This window comes from Pseudomonas sp. zbq_18 (assembly GCF_043102245.1).
In the GTDB taxonomy this organism is placed as follows: domain Bacteria; phylum Pseudomonadota; class Gammaproteobacteria; order Pseudomonadales; family Pseudomonadaceae; genus Aquipseudomonas.
This window is the reverse complement of record NZ_JBICIT010000019.1, coordinates 12,149-33,854: the sequence shown is the minus strand read 5'-3', so window position 1 is coordinate 33,854 and position 21,706 is coordinate 12,149. Positions and strand designations below refer to the sequence as shown.

Below are 21,706 nucleotides of genomic sequence, written 5' to 3'. Positions count from 1 at the left end.
TTAAATCCGGGCTACGTTTAAACTCGCGTAACCGATCAATCCAGCACGGCCACACCTTCCGCCGGAGGTTCTTCCAGCAGCGGGCAGTTGTCGCACATCGCCATGCCCAGCTCGTTGCGGATGCAGCACAACTTGCGTTGCCGCCACGGTGCGCAGCCTTCACCCTGCGGCACGTAGTGCACCGGCTCGAACAGCGGATTGCGCGCACCGTCCGGGCGCAGCCTGCTTTCCAGGACCTCGAAGCCCTGGGCCAGCATCGGCTTGGGGAACGGCAAGCCACCGAGAGTGCTCATGAACCACTCGAAGTAGTTGCCAGCATTACTCCACAGTACCCGTGCGGCGATCTTGCGATGGGCGCGTAACGCATCGATGAAGGGCTGCAGATTGTCGTCCAGCAACCCCTCGAAGCGCTCGAAGCCATTGGCCGGCGGTGTACCCCAACGCTCCCCGGCATGCGGCAACTTAAAGGCCTCGGGCAGGCCGTCGGCGCCCACCACGACCTGGATCTCGTCGAAATTCAGCGGCAAACGCCAGTTGAGGATCAGCCCGGCGGCCAGCACCGGCGGGATCAAACGCAGGAAGTAATACTTCGACCACAACGACATCAGCGCCCGGCGGTCGCCCTCGGCATGCTCGGGAGCAAAGCGCAACATCTGCGCTTCAAGACGCTCGGCGCTGACGAACTCACGCCCGGTCAGTGCCGGGCGTGGGTCATCCGCGAGGGTCAGCACATCGCGGTAGTGGGCAAAGCCCCCCTGGAACAGCGGGGCAATGGCTGGAATCATCGATTCCCTGCCTGGATCAAGCGCATGCGCTGGCGACTCCTGTCGGTTGACGATGACGGCGATTATCCAGCAAAGCGTCGACCACTTCCTGGGAACGTATCGCCAGCACCGACAATAGCGTATCGCTCAGGCCGTGACTGGCCTCGCAGCAGCCCTGCAGGTAGATACCCGCGCTGAGATGCGGCTGGCTGCACAGACGATAGTCACGCTCGACACCTTCGCGCAGGTGCTCCTGCAGACTCTCCAGGAGACGCTTGTAGCCATCCCGTCGGTAGCCGGTGGCCAGCACCACGGCATCGAACAGGTGGTCTTCACGCCCCTGTGGCCCTTGCAACGCCAGGCGGATACCCTGCTCGCTCGCCTCCACGGCTTCGATATGCCGCGACGGCAGCAGACTATGCGGCGCATGGCCGCTGACTTTCTGCAGGTACAGACGCTGGTAGATGCTTTCGATCAGATCCAGGTTGACCACCGAATAATTGGTCTGGGCATTGGCCTGGATCAGCGCCTCGCGCGCTGCCGGAGCCTGCCCGTAGACCACGTCGGTGTAGGCCGGATCGAAGATCTCGTTGACGAAGGGGCTGTCGTCGGCCGGGCGCAAGGCCTGGCTGCGCATCACCATGGACACTTCGGCATTGGGATAGCGGTCGCACAGGTCGCTGAAAATTTCCGCAGCGCTCTGTCCCGAACCGATCACGGCCAGGCGGCGCGGCTCATGGCAGGCCTGGATGCGTTCCAGATAGGTCGAGGAATGCATGACCCGGCGATCGCCCTTGAGCGAACGGAACACCTCCGGTATCAACGGCTCGCCACCGATGCTGACCACCAGGTTGCGAGTGATGCGCGCGCGGGTACGACCATCGGCCAGCCGTGAGATGACCTTCACGCGGCTGATCTCGCCGCCCTCCAGCACCGGCTCGACGCCGATGACTTCCTCGCCATAGTGCACGCGGTCGTTAAAGTGCGCCGCCGCCCAGCCGAGGTAGTCGTTGTACTCCAGGCGCGAGGGCGTGAAGGTGCTGATGTTGATGAAGGCTTCCAGGCGCTGCTTCTGGTGCAGGTAGTTGATGAAGGTGTAGCGGCTGGCCGGGTTGCGCAGCGTGGCCAGGTCCTTGAGGAAGGAAATCTGCATGCGACTGTCGTCCAGCAGCATGCCGCCGTGCCATTCGAAGGCCGGTTTCTTTTCCAGGAAGCAGTAGCGCAGGCCGTGCTCTCGCACGCGGCGATCCTCTTCCAGAGCGACCGCGATGGCCAGGTTGGCAGGGCCGAAGCCCAGGCCGATTACGTCGTATTCCAGTGTTTCTATGCTCATGTCAGGCCCCGATCCTCGGCGGATGGTTCGTGTAAAGGCCAAGTCAGCCCCTGGAGGCACTCGCCTTGCCCAACCTCATCAGTTCACGGCCACGCTCGGGCGCGGCTCTTTTGTTCTATGGGCCCACAGACAAACATTGCGGGCTTACTGCTTTACGCCAGGCGGCAGCGTTCGAAGAACACCTCGCGGGACTGCACCATCAGGGCCGCGCGCTTGTGCGGGAAATCGAACTCCTTGGTCTTGTGGTAACCCTGCGCTTGCATGTGGCCGATCATCCGCGCATTGTCGGCGCGGGGTTCGGCAACGACCCGCTGGGTGCGTGGCTCGTCGAGGAACAGGTAGTGGGTCAGCGCAGTGAGCCAGCTGGCCACCTTGTGCGGCCCGCGATGGCGTTCCTCGCCGACCAGCATATGGATGCCGCGGTCGTAGTCGTCGACCTCAAAGAACGGCGCGATGCGGTCTTCCTTGGCCCAGTAGGCTTCGTAGTAGGCGAACGGCTCGTCGTCGAGGCAGCCGATCAGGGTCAGCACACGTGGGTCGCAAGCCAGCTCCTCGAGGTAACGGCTATGCTTGGCCAGATCGCCCTCCTCCTGCCAGAACGCCGCCACGCGGGCGCTGTTCTGCCAGCGGTTGAAGCGTTCCAGATCCGTGTCGATATCCAGGCTGCGCAGGGAAATCCAGGCGCCCAATCGGGCATCGAAACGGCGGTAGACCTCGCCCACTGGCTTGGGCGCGCGACGCGGATGGCGACGGCCGCTGGCGTGCATGACCATCAGCTGGGGGTAGCCGGCACTGCCGGCCTGGCGCAGGAATGGTCCCGGCAATTGCCAGAACAGCGCACGCTCGATACGCAGATCGGCACTCTCGCCGACCAGCAGGCCGCTGGCCAGCAGGGCCGGGTCGACCGCGTCCAGTTGCAGGCGCACGGCCTGCAGCTGAGGATCATTGGCGAAGCACCAGTAGGCCAGCGCCCACAAGGCTTCGGACTGCTGCCCTGCAGCCAACTCCAGCGGAACGAGTAGCTCGCCCTGGCGACGAGCACGCAACAAAGCGCGCTCGTCCAGGTGCAGGGCCAGGCTGGCGCCATCATCGCGGCCCACCAGCCGCTGCCCGGAGGGCAGCGGTAGTTGTTGCAGCGTCTTAGAACTCATAGCTGACACTGGCGATGACATTGCGACGGTTGCCGTACCAGCAGTAGTAGTCACAGGCGGTGACGTACTCCTTGTCGGTCAGGTTGCTGGCGTTCAGCTGCAGGCGGATGTCCTGGATGCGGTAGCCGATCATGGCGTCGACCAGGGTGTAGGACGGGACTTCCAGGGTTTCGGTGTTGTCGCCGTAGGTCGAGCTGGTGTGGCGTACGCCGGCCCCGAACTCCAGACCATCGAGCGCGCCACCGATAAACTGGTACTTGCCCCACAACGAGGCCATCTCGTCGGCGACGTTGGCCGGCGTCTTGTCCTTCTCGGCGGGATTGGTGGTCTTGGTGGTTTCCGGGTCGAGCTTGGTATAGCTGGCAATCAGGCTGATGTTCTCGGTGACGTTGGCCTGCGCTTCCAGCTCGATACCCCGGCTACGCACCTCGCCCAGCTGGGTCGGTACACCGCCCTGGTTCTTGGTGACGTTTTCCTGGGTCAGCTCGAACACCGCGGCAGTGAACATGGCATCCAGACCCTGCGGCTCGTACTTCAGACCGATTTCCTTCTGGTCGCCCTCTTGCGGCTTGAAGGGTTCGCCAGTGACGCGATTGAGGTCGGTAACCGGCAGGAAGAACTCGGAGTAGCTGATGTAAGGCGTCAGGCCATTGTCCATGACATAGGCCACACCACCGCTCCAGGTGAAGTTGTCGTCACGGACGTTGTTTTTCTCACCGGTGGTCTGGTTGTCGAAGTCCGTGCGCGAGCGGTCATAGCGGCCGCCGAGCAGGAACACCCAGTCGTCGTACTTGAATTGTTCCTGGATGTAGAAACCGTTCTGGTCGGCGCGGGTGTCCTTGTCTTCCAGGGCGAAGTCACCCACGGGTACGTCGTTGCCAATCGGAATCGAACCGAAAAGCGGGGTGTTGTTGCCGGGGTTGAAGATATCCAGCGGCGGGATGACCCCGAAGTTCGGATAACCATTGGGGCTGCGGTCATTGATCTTCAGCTGCTGGTAGTCATAGCCGAGCAGCAGGGTGTTTTCCCAGCGATCGCCGATCCAGTTGCCGAGCAGGCGGTTGTCCACCGACAGGTTGTCAGCCTTGCCATCGTTGTAGGTCAGGCCGCGGTTGATCACACGATCGGTGAGGTTGCCGTAGAAGAACAGCTGGCGCAGTTCCAGATCCATGTGGCCGTAGCGCAGGTTCTGCTGGAAGTCCCAGGTGTCACTGAGGCGATGGTTCAGCTCATAGCCCAGGGTGTACTGGTCACGCTCGAAGGTCTCGTATTTCGGGTTGCCCACGGCGGTATCGGTATCGATGTCGCCGTTGGGGTTGTGGCTGATCGTGCCGCTGGACGGCAGGAACTGCAACTGAGGATCGGAGCGATCCTTCTGCAGGCTGGCCAGCAGGGTCAGCGAGGTGTCCTCGTTGAAATTGATGGTCATCGACGGTGCCAGCAGGATGCGCGCGGCGTCGACGTCATCCACCTGGGTGCCGGTATCGCGGCTCAGGGCGACCACGCGATAGAGCAGATCACCCTCTTCATCCAGCTTGCCACCGACGTCCAGGTTGACCTGCTTGCGGTCGAAGCTGCCGTACTGGATACCCACTTCATTGCGGTTCTCGGCAGTCGGACGCTTGCTCTGCAGGTTGATCAGCCCGCCCGGAGGGGTCTGACCGTAGAGCACGGAGGCCGCGCCCTTGAGCACTTCGATGCGCTCCAGCATGTAAGGGTCGATCTGCCAGCTGTAGAAGGCGCTGGAATAGATGCGCGAGCCGTCCATGAACAGGCCGTTGTTGGCCTGCTTGAAGCCGCGGATGATGAACCAGTCCTGCTTGTTGTCTTCGCCGTAAAAACCGGCCTGCACGCCGCCGGAGTAGCGCAGTGCTTCGCTGATGGTCTGAACATTGCGGTCCACCATCTGCTCTTCGGTGACGACCGAGATGGAGCGTGGCGTTTCGCTCAAGGGCGTGTTGATCTTGGTGGCGCTGCGACTGTTCTTGGCCACATAACCCTGGTCTTCGCCGACCGGGCTATCCAGTTCGCCGCTGATGTTGGTCGCTTCCAACTGCAAGGCCTCTTCTGCATGCAGGCCCATACTGAGGGCGCCTAGAGCACAAGCCATGGCCAGTGGCAGGCGAGCCTTAGCGAAAGGTGCTCTTGGTTGGTATTTCGACTGCTGTTTCATCAACCGCTCCCCAGTAAAAAATTAATCAGAAGGATTCGCATTTGTGTGTTGTGCCTCTACTAGACGTATCGCTTCTGAAAAAATTTACTGTTCCCTGACATTTCTTATGGGCTGAGCAGCGTCGCCAGCTCTGCGATTACGTGCGGATGACGAACGATGCCCTGGTGATCGGTATCCACCAGACGGTGGAAAGCCGCCCTGCCCTGTACCTGCTCCAGGCCTCTTTCCAGCAGCGCCGCGCGCCCGGTCGGTTGCGCCGCCCACCAGCAGTGCGGGCGCACCTTGACCTTGGGTAGCGCGTAGCCGGCACACAGGCGGCGCATGTGCTGCTCCAGCGACCAGGCGAACAGCAGTTCCTCCAGGCTCTGGCGGGTCATCGCGTCCAGCCCCTGCCCCGCGAACCAGGCGCTGGCGGTTTGCGGCCAGTCCAGCGGCTCCAGCGACAACAGCCGCTCGAACAGACCGTCCCAGGCCCTGGCCGGCAGCTCCGGCGCCAACAGCTGTAGATGCTCGACCAGCTTGGCCCGGGCCTGCGGGTGGCGGGCGTCGTCGCCAGCGATCTCGGTGCCCGGCACATAGCAGTCGAGCAGGCCGAGGAAGGCCACCTCCTCACCACAGGCCTCCAGACGCGCCGCCAGCTCCAGGGCCAGGCTGCCGCCCAGCGACCACCCCACCAGGTGGTAAGGCCCCTGCGGCTGTTGCTGGAGCAGCGCGGACAGATAGGCATCGGCCATTTCCGCCAGGGAGGCGTCACGCCAGCTCGGGTCGAGGAAGCTGCGGCATTGCAGGCCGAAGACTTCGCGTACACCCTCCAGACGCGCGGCGAGCGGTTGATAGCCGGTGACCCGGCCGGTGACCGGGTGCGGGCAGAACAGCGGGGCTTTGTCTGCCTGCTGACGGGTTAGGCGCAGCAGCGGCGATGGGCCTTGATCGGCCTGGCCGCTGACCAGCTCCAGCAGAGCCAGCAACTCCTGGCGATAGGCCTGGGCCAACGCCGCGATGGTCTGCTCGCGGTACTGGCCGTCAGCGTATTCCCAGGACAGTTGCAGCTGGCCGTCGAACACCTGGCCATTGACGCTCAGCCGACTGGCCAGCGGGTTGTTCGGCGCCACGGTGCTGCCTCCACCGCTGGCCGGGCGGAACCAGTCCGCTGCAGCGCCGGCCTGGTACTGGCCGAGATAGTTGAAGGTGACTTCCGCTGCCGGCAGTTCAGCCAGCGCGCCTTGCACTGCATCGTCGCCCAGCCAGCGCAGCACGCCGTAGCTCTGGCCGCCGTGAGCGATCTGCTCCAGCTCCGCCTGGATACGCTGCAGTTGGATTTGCAGGTCGTCCAGCTGTGGCAGCTGCAGCGGATAGAGGCTGGTAAACCAGCCAACCGTGCGCGACAGATCCAGCTCGCCGGCCAGCGCCTCGCGGCCGTGGCCTTCCAGATTGACCCGCAGCCCGGTCTGGCCGCTCCAGCGGCACAGGGTGCGAGTCAGCGCGGTAAGCAACAACGCGTCGATGCGCACGCCCAGGCGCGCCGGCGCCTGCAGCAGGCGCTTGGTCTCGGCGGCCTCCAGGTTCAGACGCACCTCGCGCTTGTCGCCGTGCTTGGCCGACTGGCCATCCAGCTCGCGCGGCAGCTGCAGTTCATCACCTGCCAGACGCTCTTGCCAGAACGCCAGCTCGCTCTGCGCTGCGGCATTCTGGGTCCAGTCGCGCAGCGCCTCGGTCCAGCGTTTGTAGGAAACGCTCTTGCTCTGCAGACGCACCGCTTGTCCGGCCTCCAACTGGCGATAGGCGGCCAGCAGGTCCTCCAACAGGATGCGCCAGGACACCCCGTCCACCACCAGGTGGTGGATGGCCAGCAGCAGGCGGTCAGCCTTGCCGGCCTGACGCAGGTGCAGGCCGCGCAGCAGCGGCCCATGGCCCAGATCCAGGCTGCGCTGCGCCGCGTTGCACAGCGCTTCGGCCTGCGCGTCGTCAGCCGCTTCGCGCTGCCAGAGCAGGGGCTGATCGGCTTGTATCTCGCCGTAGTGCTGGATCCAGCGACCGTCGCGCTGCTCGAAACGCAGGCGCAATCCATCGTGATGCGCCACCAGCGCCTGCAGCGCCTGTTCCAGCAGTGCCGGATCGAGCGGGCGCAGCAGCTCCAGATTCAGCGCCTGGTTCCAGTGCGCCGGCTCCGCCTGATTCATGGCGAAGAAATGCGCCTGGATCGGCGCCAGCAGCAGTTCGCCGGTGACTGGCTCCTGCGCGACTTCCTCACCGGCAGCGCGGGCGGCCTGGGCCAGCTCGGCCAGGCGGGGGAACTGGAACAGCTCGCGCGGCGCCAGCTGCAGCCCCTGTTGGCGCACGCGGCTGACCACCTGCAAGGCGACGATGGAGTCGCCACCCAGCTCGAAGAAGTGATCCTGGCGCCCTACCCGCTCCACGCCCAGCACTTCGGCCCAAATGGCGGCGAGGATGCGTTCGTTGTCGGTTTGCGGCGCCTCGTAGTCCTGGCTCTGCCAGGTCGGTTCCGGCAGCGCGGCGCGGTCCAGCTTGCCGGCCGGGGTCAGCGGCAGTTTCCCCAGCGCGATGATCTGCGCGGGGACCATATAGTCCGGCAGCACCTTGGACAGCTCGGCCTTCAGCGGTGCAGTGTCGCCGCCCTGTTTGGCCACCACATAACCCACCAGCTGCTTGCCAGTTGGCGTCTCGCGGGCGATTACCGCCGCTTCCTGCACGCCTTCGAGGGCCAGCAGCTGGCTCTCGATCTCGCCCAGCTCGATACGGAAGCCACGGATCTTCACCTGATGGTCGACGCGGCCCAGGTAATCCAGAGTGCCATCCACACGCCAACGCACCAGGTCGCCGGTGCGGTACATGCGCTCGCCGGCGGCGCCGAACGGGTCGGGCAGGAAGCGCTCGGCAGTCAGCTCGGGGCGCTGGAAGTAACCGCGAGCCAGGCCGACTTCGCCACCGATATACAGCTCGCCGGCCACGCCGATGGGCAGCAGGTTGAGCTCGGCATCCAGCACATACAGGCGGCGCGGGCCGACCGGATTGCCGATGGGGGCATAGGCCGCCTCGAAACTGTCGCCCGGATAGGCTTCCCAGATCAGCGGGGTCACCACGGTTTCGGTGGGGCCGTAACCGTTGATGATGCGCTTGGGTTCGAGCACGCGCTGCAGGCGCTCGTAGGTTTCGCGGGTAAAAGCTTCTCCACCCAGGGTCCAGGAACGCACCGGCAGTTTCAGGCCTTGCGATTCGACCCAATCCAGCAGTTGCTGGGCATAGCTGGGCGGCAGGCAGGAGATGGTCACGCCTTCGTCGGCAATCACCTGGCAGGTCTTCTCCGCGCTCCACAGTTCCTGATCGCGGATCACCAGACGGCTGCCAAAGGCCAGCGGTACGGTCCAGCGCTCCAGGGCGCCGTCGAAGCTGATGGAGGCGAAGTGCAGCTCCACATCGTCCGGGGTCATGCCATAGCGCTGGCCGATGGTCTGCACATGCATGCTCAGGCCGAGATGGTTCACTGCCACGCCTTTCGGCTGGCCAGTGGAGCCGGAGGTGTAGATCAGGTAGGCCAGATTTAGCGGATGGAGCTGTACCTCAGGCGCTGACAAATCAAACGCGGACAGATCCAGCTGATCCAGATACAGCGGTTCAACCGCAGAGGACAGCGGCAGGCGCTCAGCCAGATCGGACGAGGTGATCAGCCACTGCAGGCCCGAGTCCTCGACCATATAGCTGAGGCGCTCACGCGGATAGTCCGGATCGAGCGGCACAAAGGCGCCCCCGGACTTAAGCACCGCCAACATGGCCACGATCATGGCGTTGCCGCGCTCCATCGAAACACCGACGCGGGACTCCGGTCGCACACCGTGAGCCACCAGCAGATTGGCCAGTTGGTTGGAGCGTACCTCCAGCTCGGCGAACGAAATACGCTCGGCGCCATGCACCAGAGCGATGGCTGCGGGACGCAGACGCGCCTGCTCGGCGATCAGCTCCGGCAGCAGGCGAGCAGCATCGAAACTCTGCCGCGGAGTATTCCATTCAGCCAGGCGTGCCTGGTCACCGGCATCCAGCAGTTGCAGGCGTACCAAGGCCTGATCCGGCGCGGCGCTGATCTGCTCCAGCAGGCCCAGCAGGTGTGCAGTCATCTGCTGCATCTGCGCATCATCGAGCCGCTCGCGGGCCCAGGTCAGGGTCAGGCGCAGCTGGCCGGCGCTGTCTTCCTGGCTGTCCAGGGCCAGGTCGAACAGCGCATGCGGTACGCCCTGGGCCAAGGGTTCCAGGCGCAGGCCGGGCAGCTGCAAGGCGCCGAGGTCGCGCTTCTGGTGGTTGAACAGCACCTGAAACAGCGGCGTCTGGCCCAAGCTGCGCTCTGGCGCCAGGGCCTCCACCAGCTGGTCGAACGGCAGGTCCTGCTGGTCCTGGGCATCCAGGGCGTGACGGCGCACCTCGGCCAGCAGCTGACGGAAACTCATGCCGGCATCGAACTCAGCGCGCAGCACCTGGGTATTGACGAAGAAGCCCACCAGCGGCGCGGTCTCGGCGCGCTGGCGGTTGGCCACCGGCACGCCGACGCGGATATCGCGCTGGTTGCTGTAGCGCGCCAAGAGCAGCTGGAAGGCGGCCAGCAACAGCATAAACAGGGTCGCGCCCTCCTTCTGGGCCAGGTGGCGCAGGCGCTCGGCCAGGGCTGGCGGCACCGCGACGGCCTGGCGCGCGGCATGCCGCTGGCCACTCGCATCCCGTTTGTAGGGCAAGGCCAGCACCGGTTGCTCTTGGCCTAAGCGTTCACGCCAGTAGCCGAGCTGGCGCTCGCGCTCACCGGCCTCCAGCCAGGCACGCTGCCACTGGGCGTAATCGGCGTACTGGATCGGCAGCTCGGCCAGCTGCGGCGCCTGCCCCTGGCGCAGCGCGGCATAGGCGCGGCCCAGCTCCTCGGCGAACACGCCGATCGACCAGCCGTCAGAGACGATATGGTGACAGACGATCTGCAAGCGCCAGCGCTGCTCGTCCAGGCGCAGCAGCTGCACGCGCAGCAGCGGCCCTGCGACCAGGTCGAAGGCGCGCGCCGCATGGGCATCGGCCAGCGCCTGCACGGTCTCGGTCTCGCCGCGCAGATCGCGTTCCTCCAGGGCCAGCGGGCCGGGCGGGTCGATGCGCTGGTACAGCTGGCCGGCGTGCTCGTAGAAGCGCGTGCGCAGCGCCTCGTGGCGCTCGACGATCAGCTCCAGCGCCGCCAGCAGCGCACCGCGATCCAGCTCGCCCTCCAGGGCGAAGGCGCCGACCATGTGGTAGGCGCTGCTGTCCGGCTCCAGCTGGGCCACCAGCCACAGGCGCTGCTGGGCATGCGAGGCCGGCAGATGCTCGCCGCGGGTTGCCGGCACCAGCGGCAGACGGTCGAAGCGGATGCCTTTGGTCGCCAGCAGTTCGAGGAAACGCTTCTGTTCTGCTGGCCCTAAGGCGAGGAAACGCCGCGCCAGGGCGGCCTTGTCGATAGGCGCGGTCACAGGGCCTCCAGTTCGTCGAGCAGCGCGGCCATGTCGCGCAGGTCTTGGTCTTCTTCCTCGGCAGCGGCCGGAGCCTGACCATCGAGGTTGGCGGCCAGGGCCACCAGGTTCTCCGCCTCGAAGAAGGCGCGCAGCGGCAGTTCCAGCCCCAGGCGCTGGCGCAGCAGGGCCACGGCCTGGGTAGCCAGCAGTGAATGCCCGCCGAGTTCGAAGAAGTTGTCGTCGAGGCCGACCTGGGCCACCTCCAGCACCTCCTGCCAGATAGCCGCCAGGGCGATCTCCCGTTCGCTCTGTGGCGCCCGGTAAACCCGCGCCTGCCACACCGGCTCGGGCAGCGCACGACGTTCCAGCTTGCCGTTGGGCGACAGGGGCATGCGGTCCAGGCGCATCAGGATCGACGGCACCATATGCTCGGGCAGCTCGGCCTTGAGCGCGGCCTTGATGCCGGCCAGCCAGGCGCTCTCATCCGCCGGCAGCGGATCGGCCACCAGGTAGCCGACCAGCTGCTTGCCGATCTGGCTGTCGCGGGCCACCACCACGGCTTCGGCGACGCCCGGCTGGGCACCGAGCTGGGCCTCGATCTCGCCCAGTTCGACGCGGAAGCCGCGGATCTTCACCTGGTGGTCGATACGGCCCAGGTAGTCGATGGCGCCGTCGGCGCGCCAGCGCACCAGGTCGCCGGTGCGGTACATGCGTCCGCCCTCGCTGTTGAACGGATCGGGCAGGAAGCGCTCGGCGGTCAATTCCGGACGGCGGTGGTAGCCGCGCGCCAGGCCGACACCGGCGATATACAGCTCGCCGGGTACGCCCTGCGGCACCGGGTTGAGCTGGGCATCGAGGATATGCAGGCGCAGGTTGGCGATCGGCCGGCCGATTGGCACGGCATGCCGGCCCTCCTCCACGCACGTCCAGTGGCTGACGTCGATGGCCGCCTCGGTCGGACCGTACAGGTTGTACAGGGAAGCACCCGGCAGGCGCTGGAAAGTGCGCCCCTGCAGCTCCGCCGGCAGCGCCTCGCCGCTGCAGATGACGCGGGTCAGGCTCTGGCACTGCTCCACGTCCGGATGCAGGAGGAAGGCCTGCAGCATGGACGGCACGAAGTGCAGCGTGCTGACCTTGTGGCGCTGGATCAGCTCCACCAGCCTCTGCGGATCGCGGTGGTCGCCCGGCGCGGCAACGGCCAGGCAGGCGCCGGTGATCAGCGGCCAGAAGAACTCCCATACCGAGACGTCGAAGCTGAACGGGGTTTTCTGCAGCACCACGTCGCCAGCGCCCAGCTGATAGGCCTCCTGCATCCACAGAATGCGGTTGGCCAGGGCCTCGTGGCTGTTGCCGGCGCCCTTGGGCTTGCCGGTGGAGCCGGAGGTGTAGATGACGTAGGCCAGATCGTTGCCCTGCAGGCTGACTGCCGGTGGCGTGACCGGCTCGGCACTGCAGTCTTCGCGATCCAGGCCCAGGGCCTTGAGCCCGGCCGGCAGCGGCAGGCGCTCGACCAGCGCGCTGTGCGACAACAGCAGGTCGACGCCGGAATCCTCCAGCAGATAGGCCAGGCGTTCCAGCGGGTATTCCGGGTCGAGCGGCACGTAAGCAGCGCCGGCGCGGACGATGGCGTGCAGGCCGATCACCAGCTCCAGCGAGCGCTCCAGGCTGATACCGACCAGGCTGCCGCGCTGTACGCCGAGGCTGCGCAGGCGGTTGGCCAATTGGTTGATACGTGCATCCAGCTCGGCGTAGCTCAGCGTCTGCTCGCCGAACACCAGGGCTGGCGCCTGCGGCGTGCGCGCGGCCTGCTGGCTGATGCGCTCGCTGAGGTTGACCAACTGGCCGTAGTCCTTGGCCGTGTCGTTCCAGGTGGCGAGCTGCGCCTGCTCGTCTTCCTCCAGCAACGGCAGCAGGCCGATGGGCTGACTCGGGTCGGCGCAGATACCTTCCAGCAGCCGCACGAAATGCCGTGCCAAGCGGGCGACGGTACGCGCCTCGAACAGCTCGGCGGCGTAGCTGACGAAACCGCTGAGGCTGCCATCGGCCGCCTCCTCGGTATCCAGCGCCAGGTCGAACTGCGCGCCGGCGGCGCCCGGGTCATGCGGTTGCACACGCAGGCCCGGCAGGCAGCCGAGGGCGCTGAAGTCCACCTGCTGATGGTTGAAGGTCACCTGGAACAGCGGGTGATGGCTCAGGCTGCGCGTCGGTTGCAGCGCTTCCACCAGCTGGTCGAACGGCAGCTCCTGATTGGCTAGGGCATCACGGCTGGCCTGGGCCAGTTCGCCGAGCAGTTCGCGGAAGGGTTTAAGCCCCGCCGGCCCGCCGCGCAGCACCAGGGTGTTGATGAAGCAACCGAGCACGCCGTCCATTTCCGCCAGGCTGCGCCCGGCCACCGGTACGCCGACGCGGATATCTTCCTGGCCGCTGTAGCGGTGCAGCAAGGTCTGCCAGGCCGCCAGCAACAGGCTGAACAGGGTGCTGCCCTCACGCTGGGCCAGGGCGCGCAGCTGTGCGGTCAGCAACGGCGACAGCTCGAAGCGCCAACGCAGGCCCTGGCGCGCGCCCTGAGCCGGGCGCGGATGGTCGGTGGGCAGTTCCAGCAGCGGCTGGTGTTCACCCAGGCGCGCCTTCCAGTATTCCAGTTGGCGTGTGGCCTCGCTGGACTTCAGCCAGTCGCGCTGCCACTGGGCATAGTCGGCGTACTGCAGCGGCAGCGCTGCGAACTGCGCGGTGCGGCCTTCGGCGAACGCCGCATAGGCGGCGGCGAACTCGCCGATGAAACGCTGCATCGACCAGCCATCGGAGACGATGTGGTGCTGAACCAGCAGCAGGCGGTACTCCTGGTCGGCCAGACGCAGCACGCTCACCCGCAGGAGCGGCTCGGAAGCCAGGTTGAACGGGCGCGAGAGCAGCTTCTGCGCATAATCGCGCGCCTCGACTTCACGCTCACTGGCCGGCAGTTCACGCAGGTCGAACCAGTCGATGCGCTGGCCCTGCGGCGCCTGGATGCGCTGGCGCGCCTCGCCACCCACCTCGACAAAGCGCGTACGCAGCGCCTCGTGGCGCGCTTCCAACTGGTCGAAAGCGGCCTGCAGCGCCTGGCGATCCAGGCGGCCCTGCAGGTCGAGGCCGGCCGGCATATGGTAGGCGCCGTTGCTCGGGTCCAGACGGTTGAGGAACCACAGACGCTGCTGGGCATGCGACAGAGGCAGGTCGCCGCCACGCGGCAGCGCGCGCAGCACCGGCGCATCGGCGGCTTCGCGCTGCAGGGAAGCCGCACAGTCGGCCAGGCGGCTCTGCTCGAACAACGCCTTGAGCGGCAACTGCAGGCCCTGCTGGCGGATGCGGCCGACCACCTTGAGCGCGACGATGGAGTCACCTCCCAGCTCGAAGAAATGATCCTGCCGCCCTACCCGCTCCACACCCAGCACGTCGGCCCAGATGGCGGCGAGGATGCGCTCGTTGTCGGTTTGCGGGGCCTCGTAGTCCTGGCTCTGCCAGGTCGGTTCCGGCAGCGCGGCGCGGTCCAGCTTGCCGGCCGGGGTCAGCGGCAGTTTGGCCAGGGCAATGATCTGCGCGGGAACCATATAGTCCGGCAGGATCTTGGCCAGCTCGCTGCGTAGAGCATTGGTATCAGTGTTGTCGCGAGCGACGACATAGCCCACCAGCTGCTTGCCGGTCGGCGTCTCACGGGCGATCACCGCCGCTTCCTGCACGCCATCGAGGGCCAGCAACTGGCTCTCGATCTCGCCCAGTTCGATACGGAAGCCACGGATCTTCACCTGATGGTCGACGCGACCGAGGTAATCCAGGGTGCCATCCGCACGCCAGCGCACCAGGTCGCCGGTGCGGTACATACGCTCCCCTGCCTGGCCAAACGGATCAGGTAGGAAACGTTCGGCAGTCAGCTCGGGGCGCTCGAAGTAGCCGCGGGCAAGGCCGACTTCACCGCCGATATACAGCTCACCGGCCACGCCGATGGGCAACAGGTTCAGCTCGGCATCCAGCACATAGAGGCTGCGCGGGCCGACCGGATTGCCGATCGGCGCATAGGCCGCCTCGAAGCTGTCACCCGGATAGGCTTCCCAGATCAGCGGGGTCACCACCGTCTCGGTCGGGCCGTAGCCGTTGATGATCCGTTGCGGCTGCAGCACCTTCTGCAGGCGCTCGTAGGTTTCGCGGGTAAAGGCTTCGCCACCCAGGGTCCAGGAGCGTACCGGCAGTTTCAGGTTCTGGCTTTCCACCCAGTCGAGTAATTGCTGGGCATAGCTCGGCGGCAGGCAGGAGATGGTCACGCCTTCGTCGGCGATCACCTGGCAGGTTTTCTCCGCACTCCACAGTTCCTGGTCGCGAATTACCAGACGGCTGCCGAAGGCCAGCGGCACCGTCCAGCGCTCCAGGGCGCCGTCGAAACTGATGGAGGCGAAGTGTAGTTCCACGTCGTCCGGGGTCATGCCGTAGCGCTGGCCGATGGTCTGCACATGCATGGACAGACCGAGGTGGTTGACCGCCACGCCCTTGGGCTGGCCGGTGGAGCCGGAGGTGTAGATCAGATAGGCCAGATTCAGCGGATGCAGCTGCACCGTTGGCACGGATGCTTCAAATGCACTCAGATCGAGCTTATCCAAATAGAGGGGCTCGACGGCGGAAGACAGCGGCAGGCGTTCGGCCAGATCGGAGCTGGTGATCAACCACTGCAGCCCCGAGTCCTCGGCCATATAGCTCAGGCGCTCACGCGGATAGTCCGGATCGAGCGGAACGAAGGCGCCACCCGATTTCAGTACCGCCAGCATGGCCACGATCATCGTGTTACCACGCTCTAGCGAGACACCCACGCGGGACTCGGCACGCACGCCATGGGCCACCAGCAGATGGGCCAGGCGATTGGCGCGAGACTCCAGCTCGGCAAAGGCAATCCGCTCGCCTCCATGGACCAGGGCGATGGCCTCAGGACGCAGATACGCCTGCTCGGCGATCAGCGCGGGCAGCAGGCGGGTGGCATCGAAGGACTGGCGTGGAGTGTTCCACTCGGCCAGGCGTGCCTGCTCATCGGCGGAACTCAGCTGCAGGCTGCCCAGCGCACGCGCTGGGTCGCCGCAGACCAGCTGCAGGGCCTGGCGCAGCAACGCCTCGACCTGGGCGATGCCGTCGGCATCGAAATGCGCGCGGTCGTAGGCCAGCAGCAGCTCCAGGCGGCTGCCCGGCAGCACGGCCAGGGTCATCGGGTAATGGGTGAACTCGTGGCTCTGCGGCAGGCCCAAGCGCAGCTCACCGCGCTCGGCCTGCTTCAGTGCATCGCCCAGCGGGTAGTTCTCGAACACCAGCAGGCTGTCGAACAGCGCCTCGCCGGCGCTGCCGACCCAGCGCTGGATATCGTGCAGCGGGCTGTGCTCGTGCTCGCGCAGCTGCAGGTTCTGCACCTGCAGCGCGGCCAACCAGTCGCCCAGCGGCTGCTCGGCCGGCAGTTGCACGGCAACGGGAAGGCTGTTGATAAACAGGCCAAGCATCTGCTCGCTGCCGGCCAGCTCGGTCGGGCGACCGGCCACGGTAGCGCCGAAACACAGGCTGCGCTTGCCGGTCAGGCGCGCCAGCAGCAAGGCCCAGGCGGCCTGCACCAGGGTGTTGAGGGTCAGGCCGTGGCACTGGGCGAAACCGCGAATCTGTTGTTCGGTGACGCTATCGAGTGGCAGCGGATGACGAGCATGGCCCTGCCCCGCTGTGCGGCACGGCAGGCAGCCGGCGATGCGGGTGGCGCCCTCCAGCGGGGACAGTTGTTCACGCCAGAAGGCCTGCTCGGCGGCAGCATCCTGGCCGTCGAGCCAGTGGATGTAGTCGCGGAACTGGCCTCCCGGTGCCGGCAGGCGATCACCGTGATAGAGAGCCAGCACTTCGGCGAACAGCAGGCCGTTGCTCCAGCCGTCCAGCAGCAGGTGGTGCAGGGTCCAGACCAGCACGAAGTCGCCGGCACCGCGCTGGATCAGCGCCAGGCGCAGCAGCGGCGCCTGGTCGAGAGCAAAGCCGCGCTCGCGCTCGGCGCTGCAGAAGGCCTGCAGCTGCGCCTCGAAATCGGCAACGCCACGCCAGTCGAGATCCTGCCAGTCCAGCTCGACCTCGGCCTGCACCAGTTGCAGCGGTCGTTCGCCGAGCAGGAAGCGGCTGCGCAGCACGCCGTGGCGCGCCAGCACCTGGCGCCAGGCATTCTGCAGACGCTGCGGATCGAGGCCGGTGAGCGGCAGCAGCAGCTGGCTGACATAGCTGCCGGCACCTTCCAGCTGGCTGTGGAATAGCAGGCCCTGCTGCAGCGGCGACAGCGGGTGGATGTCTTCCACGCCGGCCAGTGCATCCAGTTCGACCTGGCTCAGACCGGCCAGCGGCACATCGCTGGGCGTCAGCCGTGGCGAGACCTTGGCACAGTGCTGGGCGATGCTGTGCAACTCATCCTGCAGGCGTGCGACCAGGCCCTCCAGGGTGGTTCTCGCCAGCTGCGCCGGGTTGAAGTCGATGTGCAGCTGCAGGGCACCGCCACGCTGCTCGGCGTTGATGACCAATGGAGCATCCATGGGCGCATCGGCTTCGCGCCACAGGCCGCCTTCGCGCAGACGCAAGCCGCCCTCGCCCTCGTCGAACTGGCCCAGGTAGTTGAACAGCAGTTGCGGGGCGCGCTCGGTCAACTGGCCTTGCTGGGCCAGTTGACCAAAGCCCAGGCCCAGAGCGGGCACGGCACGCAGTTGCTCCTTGATCGCCTTGAGGCTGGCGGCCAGCTCGGTCTCGGGCTGCAGGCGCACGGGGTAGAGGCTGGTAAACCAACCGACGCTGCGCGACAGGTCGATATCCTCGAATAGCGGCGCGCGGCCGTGACTTTCCAGATGCAGGGTCAGCGCCGGCTGCTCGCTCCAGCTGCACAGCACGCGGCTAAGGGCGGTCAGCAGCAGCTCGTCGGCACGCAGGCGATAGGCTTGCTGGCCAGCCTGCAGCAGCTCGCGGGTGAAGGCGGCGTCCAGGCTCAGCTCGATGCGCTCGCGGGTTCCTTCGCTGCCCGACTCCTGGCTCTGCAGGGGCAGCTCACCGCCGGTCTGCTGGGCCTGCCAGTACGGCAGCTGGGCGTCAGCTTTCCAGCCCGCCAGGCGCTCGCCCCAGGTCTTGAAGGCACTGGTCTTGGCCGGCAGCTGCACCGCCAGGCCGCTGGCCAGTTGCAGACAGGCACGCTGCAGGTCTTCCAGCAGCACGCGCCAGGACACGCCATCGATCACCAGGTGGTGGATGGACAGCAGCAGGCGATCAGCCTGGCCTGGCTGGGTGAGATAGAGACCGCGCAGGTGTGCGGCGCTGGCCGGGTCGATGCTGCGCTGGGCGGCATCGTAGTGCGGCTGCGGGTCTTCGCCAATTGCCAGCTCGACCTTTTGCAGCAGCGGGCTGCCGGCTTCGCTGGCATGTATTTGCTGCCACTGGCCGGCATGCTGTTCGAAGCGCAGGCGCAGTGCGTCGTGATGCTGAACCAGGGCCTGCAGCGCCTGCTCCAGCTGGGCGGCCGGCAACGGCTCGGCCATTTCCAGCAGCAGGTACTGGTTGCAAGGGGCCAGGCCTTCACGTGCCAACAGACGGGCCTGGATTGGCAGTAGCGGTGCAACGCCGGTCACCGGGCCCTGATCGGCCAGTGGCGCGGCGACGTTGCGGGCAACGCCAGCCAGCTGCGCCAGGGTCTGCTGCTGGAACAAGTCCTTGGGCGTCAGGCCCAGCCCCTGCTGGCGTGCACGACTGACCACCTGCAAGGCGACGATGGAATCACCGCCCAGCTCGAAGAAGTGATCCTGGCGCCCTACCCGCTCCACACCCAGTACGTCGGCCCAGATGGCGGCGAGGATGCGCTCGTTATCGGTTTGCAGGGCCTCGTAGTCCTGGCTCTGCCAGGTCGGCTCCGGCAGCGCGGCGCGATCCAGCTTGCCAGCCGGGGTTAGCGGCAGTTTTTCCAGGGCGATGATCTGTGCGGGGACCATATAGTCCGGCAGGATCTTGGCCAGTTCGGCCTTGAGCTCCGCGGTGTCGGTGCCCTCTTTAGTCACCACATAGCCCACCAACTGCTTGCCGGTCGGCGTCTCACGGGCGATCACCGCCGCTTCCTGCACGCCTTCCAGGGCCAGCAGCTGACTCTCGATCTCGCCCAGCTCGATACGGAAACCACGGATCTTCACCTGATGGTCGACCCGGCCCAGGTAATCCAGGGTGCCGTCCGCACGCCAGCGCACCAGGTCGCCGGTGCGATACATGCGCTCGCCGGCGGCGCCGAACGGGTCAGGCAGGAAGCGCTCGGCAGTCAGTTCCGGGCGCTGGAAGTAACCGCGAGCCAGGCCCACTTCGCCACCGATATACAGCTCGCCGGCCACGCCGATGGGCAGCAGATTTAGCTCGGCATCGAGGACATACAGGCTGCGCGGGCCGACCGGGTTGCCGATGGGAGCGTAGGCGGCTTCGAAGCTGTCACCGGGGAAGGCTTCCCAGATCAGCGGGGTCACCACGGTCTCGGTCGGGCCATAGCCGTTGATGATGCGTTGCGGCTGCAGCACTTTCAGCAGACGCTCGTAGGTCTCGCGGGTAAAGGCTTCGCCGCCCAGGGTCCACGATCTGACAGGCAACTTGAGGTTCTGGCTTTCCACCCAATCCAGCAGTTGCTGGGCATAGCTGGGCGGCAGGCAGGAGATGGTCACGCCTTCGTCGGCGATTACCTGGCAGGTCTTCTCCGCGCTCCACAGTTCCTGGTCACGGATCACCAGGCAGCTGCCGAAGGCCAGCGGCACGGTCCAGCGCTCCAGGGCGCCGTCGAAACTGATCGAGGCGAAGTGTAGTTCCACGTCGTCCGGGGTCATGCCATAGCGCTGGCCGATGGTCTGCACATGCATGCTCAGGCCCAGATGGTTCACCGCCACGCCCTTGGGTTGGCCGGTGGAGCCAGAGGTGTAGATCAGATAGGCCAGATTCAACGGATGCAGCTGAACGGCTGGAGTCGAATCCTCGGAGGCCGACAGGTCCAGCTGATCCAGATACAGCGGCTCGACCGAAGAGGACAGCGGCAGGCGCTCGGCCAGATCGGAGCTGGTGATCAGCCACTTCAGCCCCGAGTCCTCGACCATGTAGCTCAGACGCTCGCGCGGGTAATCCGGATCGAGCGGCACGAAGGCGCCACCGGCCTTCAGCACGCCGAGCATGGCGACGATCATCGCGTTGCCACGCTCCAGCGAGACACCGACGCGGGATTCCGGCTGCACGCCGTGGGAAACCAGCAGGTTGGCCAGGCGATTGGCGCTGGCCTCCAGCTCGGCGTATGACACACGCTCGCCGCCATGCACCAGGGCAATAGCCTCCGGGCGCAGACGCGCCTGCTCGGCGATCAGCGCGGGCAGCAGACGCGTGGCATCGAAGGCCTGGTGCGAGGTATTCCACTTGCTCAGCTGCGCCAGTTCAGGCGCCGTCACCAGCGCCACTTCACCCAGCGCCGCCTGCGGCGCGCTGGCGAAACCGTCGAGCACTTCGAGGAAGCCGGCAATCAGGCGCTCGATGCTGCTTTCGGCGAACAGGTCGGCTGCGTAGGCGAAGTTGATCGACAACTGGTCACCTTTGTCGCGCACCGCATCCAGGGCCAGGTCGAAGGGAATCTGGCTGGACGGTACTTCCTTCAGGCTGGTGTCGATGCCCGGCAGCCAGTTGGCTGCCAGTGGGTGCTGGCGCCGGTAGTTGAAGGCCACCTGGAACAGCGGCTGCTGGCCCAGACTGCGGCTCGGCGCCAGTTCTTCCACCAGGCGCTCGAAAGGCATCAGCTGATGCGCCTGCGCTTCCTTCAGGCCGGCACGGGTCTGCTCCAACCAGGCCGCTACCGACAGTTCGGGGCGCGGCTCGGCCTTGAGCACCAGGGTGTTGACGAAGAACCCGACCAGGCGCTCATTACCCTTGGCGCGGCCGGCAACCGGCACGCCGATGCGCACTTCGCGCTGACCGGACAGGCGCGCCAGCTGCAGCTGCAGGGCCGCCAGCAGCACGGTGAACAGCGTCGCGCCAGTGGCTTTGGCCAGGTCGCTGAGCCGCGCCACCAAAGCCGGCTCCACCTGCAACGTCCGATAGGCCGCACGTCGCGCGGCCTGGGCGTTATGCGGGAAGTCCGGGATCAGGCTCAGCGGCGGCTGCTCGCCGCCCAGGCGCTCGCGCCAGAAGGCCATCTGCCGCGCACCCGCTTCGCTGTCCAGCCACTCGCGCTGGCCGACGGCGTACTCGCTGTACTGCAGCGGCTGCGGGGTCATGAACGGCTGGCGGTTCTGTTGGCGGGCCCGATAGAACTCGGCCATCTCCTCGACCATCACCCGCACCGACCAGGCGTCGGAGATGATGTGGTGCATGCCCACGGCCAGCGCGTGACTGTTATCGCCCAGGCGATACAGGGCGCAACGGACTAGCGGGCCGCGGGTCAGGTCGTAATCGGCCTCGATGAAGTCGCGCGCCAGGGCCTCGACCTGCTCGGCGCGGCCTTCGAGGTCGATGATCTGCAGTGGCATCGAACCCGTCGGTAGCACGGCCTGCTGGGCCAGCCCGTCCTGCTCGCGGAATACAGTGCGCAGCGCCGCATGACGGGCATAAACCTGATCCAGGCCATGACGCAGGCCGTCCAGATCCAGCGCCCCTTCGAAACGCAGCAGCCCGCCGAGGTTGTAGGCGCTGCTGCCGCTTTCCAGACGGCTGAAGAACCACAGCCGCTGCTGGGCGAAGGACAGCGGTGCCCATTGCAAAGCGGTATTGGTCGGGACAGGTGCGTTCATGGCAGAACCTCGCAA

6 protein-coding genes are annotated in these 21,706 nt (G+C 66.2%); all 6 read right to left on the bottom strand.

The features are described from left to right. Nucleotides 1–35: 35 nt before the first annotated feature. The 6 genes from fhuF to ACF8C6_RS15395 all read right to left on the bottom strand — a co-directional run bounded on the left by fhuF (nucleotide 36) and on the right by ACF8C6_RS15395 (nucleotide 21,691). Nucleotides 36–785, bottom strand: coding sequence for a siderophore-iron reductase FhuF (gene fhuF, locus ACF8C6_RS15420; RefSeq protein WP_392500097.1), 750 nt, complete (start codon nucleotides 783–785; stop codon nucleotides 36–38). A gap of 16 nt (nucleotides 786–801) precedes the next feature. Next, the gene (locus tag ACF8C6_RS15415) at nucleotides 802–2,097 is read right to left on the bottom strand and encodes a lysine N(6)-hydroxylase/L-ornithine N(5)-oxygenase family protein (RefSeq protein ID WP_392500096.1); all 1,296 of its coding nucleotides are present in this window, start codon (nucleotides 2,095–2,097) and stop codon (nucleotides 802–804) included. 152 nt (nucleotides 2,098–2,249) lie between these two features. After that, complete coding sequence (locus ACF8C6_RS15410) at nucleotides 2,250–3,248, bottom strand: GNAT family N-acetyltransferase (RefSeq protein WP_392500095.1); 999 nt, start codon at nucleotides 3,246–3,248, stop codon at nucleotides 2,250–2,252. Beyond that, nucleotides 3,238–5,331 carry a TonB-dependent siderophore receptor gene (locus ACF8C6_RS15405; protein ID WP_392500094.1) on the bottom strand — a complete coding sequence of 698 codons (2,094 nt, stop codon included), beginning with the start codon at nucleotides 5,329–5,331 and terminating at the stop codon, nucleotides 3,238–3,240. Before ACF8C6_RS15405 ends, ACF8C6_RS15410 begins: the two co-directional genes overlap by 11 nt. A 194-nt stretch (nucleotides 5,332–5,525) precedes the next feature. Then, nucleotides 5,526–10,910 (bottom strand): amino acid adenylation domain-containing protein, encoded by a 5,385-nt coding sequence (locus tag ACF8C6_RS15400; RefSeq protein ID WP_392500093.1) that lies wholly within the window; start codon nucleotides 10,908–10,910, stop codon nucleotides 5,526–5,528. Next, complete coding sequence (locus tag ACF8C6_RS15395; protein WP_392500092.1) at nucleotides 10,907–21,691, bottom strand: amino acid adenylation domain-containing protein; 10,785 nt, start codon at nucleotides 21,689–21,691, stop codon at nucleotides 10,907–10,909. The genes ACF8C6_RS15400 and ACF8C6_RS15395 overlap by 4 nt, the downstream gene beginning before the upstream one ends. Nucleotides 21,692–21,706: the final 15 nt, after the last annotated feature.

Bases quoted from the DNA above. Each gene is read 5' to 3' on its own strand.
- ACF8C6_RS15410 (WP_392500095.1), bottom strand. From the start codon at position 3,248: ATGAGTTCTAAGACGCTGCAACAACTACCGCTGCCCTCCGGGCAGCGG.
- ACF8C6_RS15415 (WP_392500096.1), bottom strand. From the start codon at position 2,097: ATGAGCATAGAAACACTGGAATACGACGTAATCGGCCTGGGCTTCGGC.
- ACF8C6_RS15405 (WP_392500094.1), bottom strand. From the start codon at position 5,331: ATGGGCCTGCATGCAGAAGAGGCCTTGCAGTTGGAAGCGACCAACATC.
- fhuF (WP_392500097.1), bottom strand. From the start codon at position 785: ATGATTCCAGCCATTGCCCCGCTGTTCCAGGGGGGCTTTGCCCACTAC.
- ACF8C6_RS15395 (WP_392500092.1), bottom strand. From the start codon at position 21,691: ATGAACGCACCTGTCCCGACCAATACCGCTTTGCAATGGGCACCGCTG.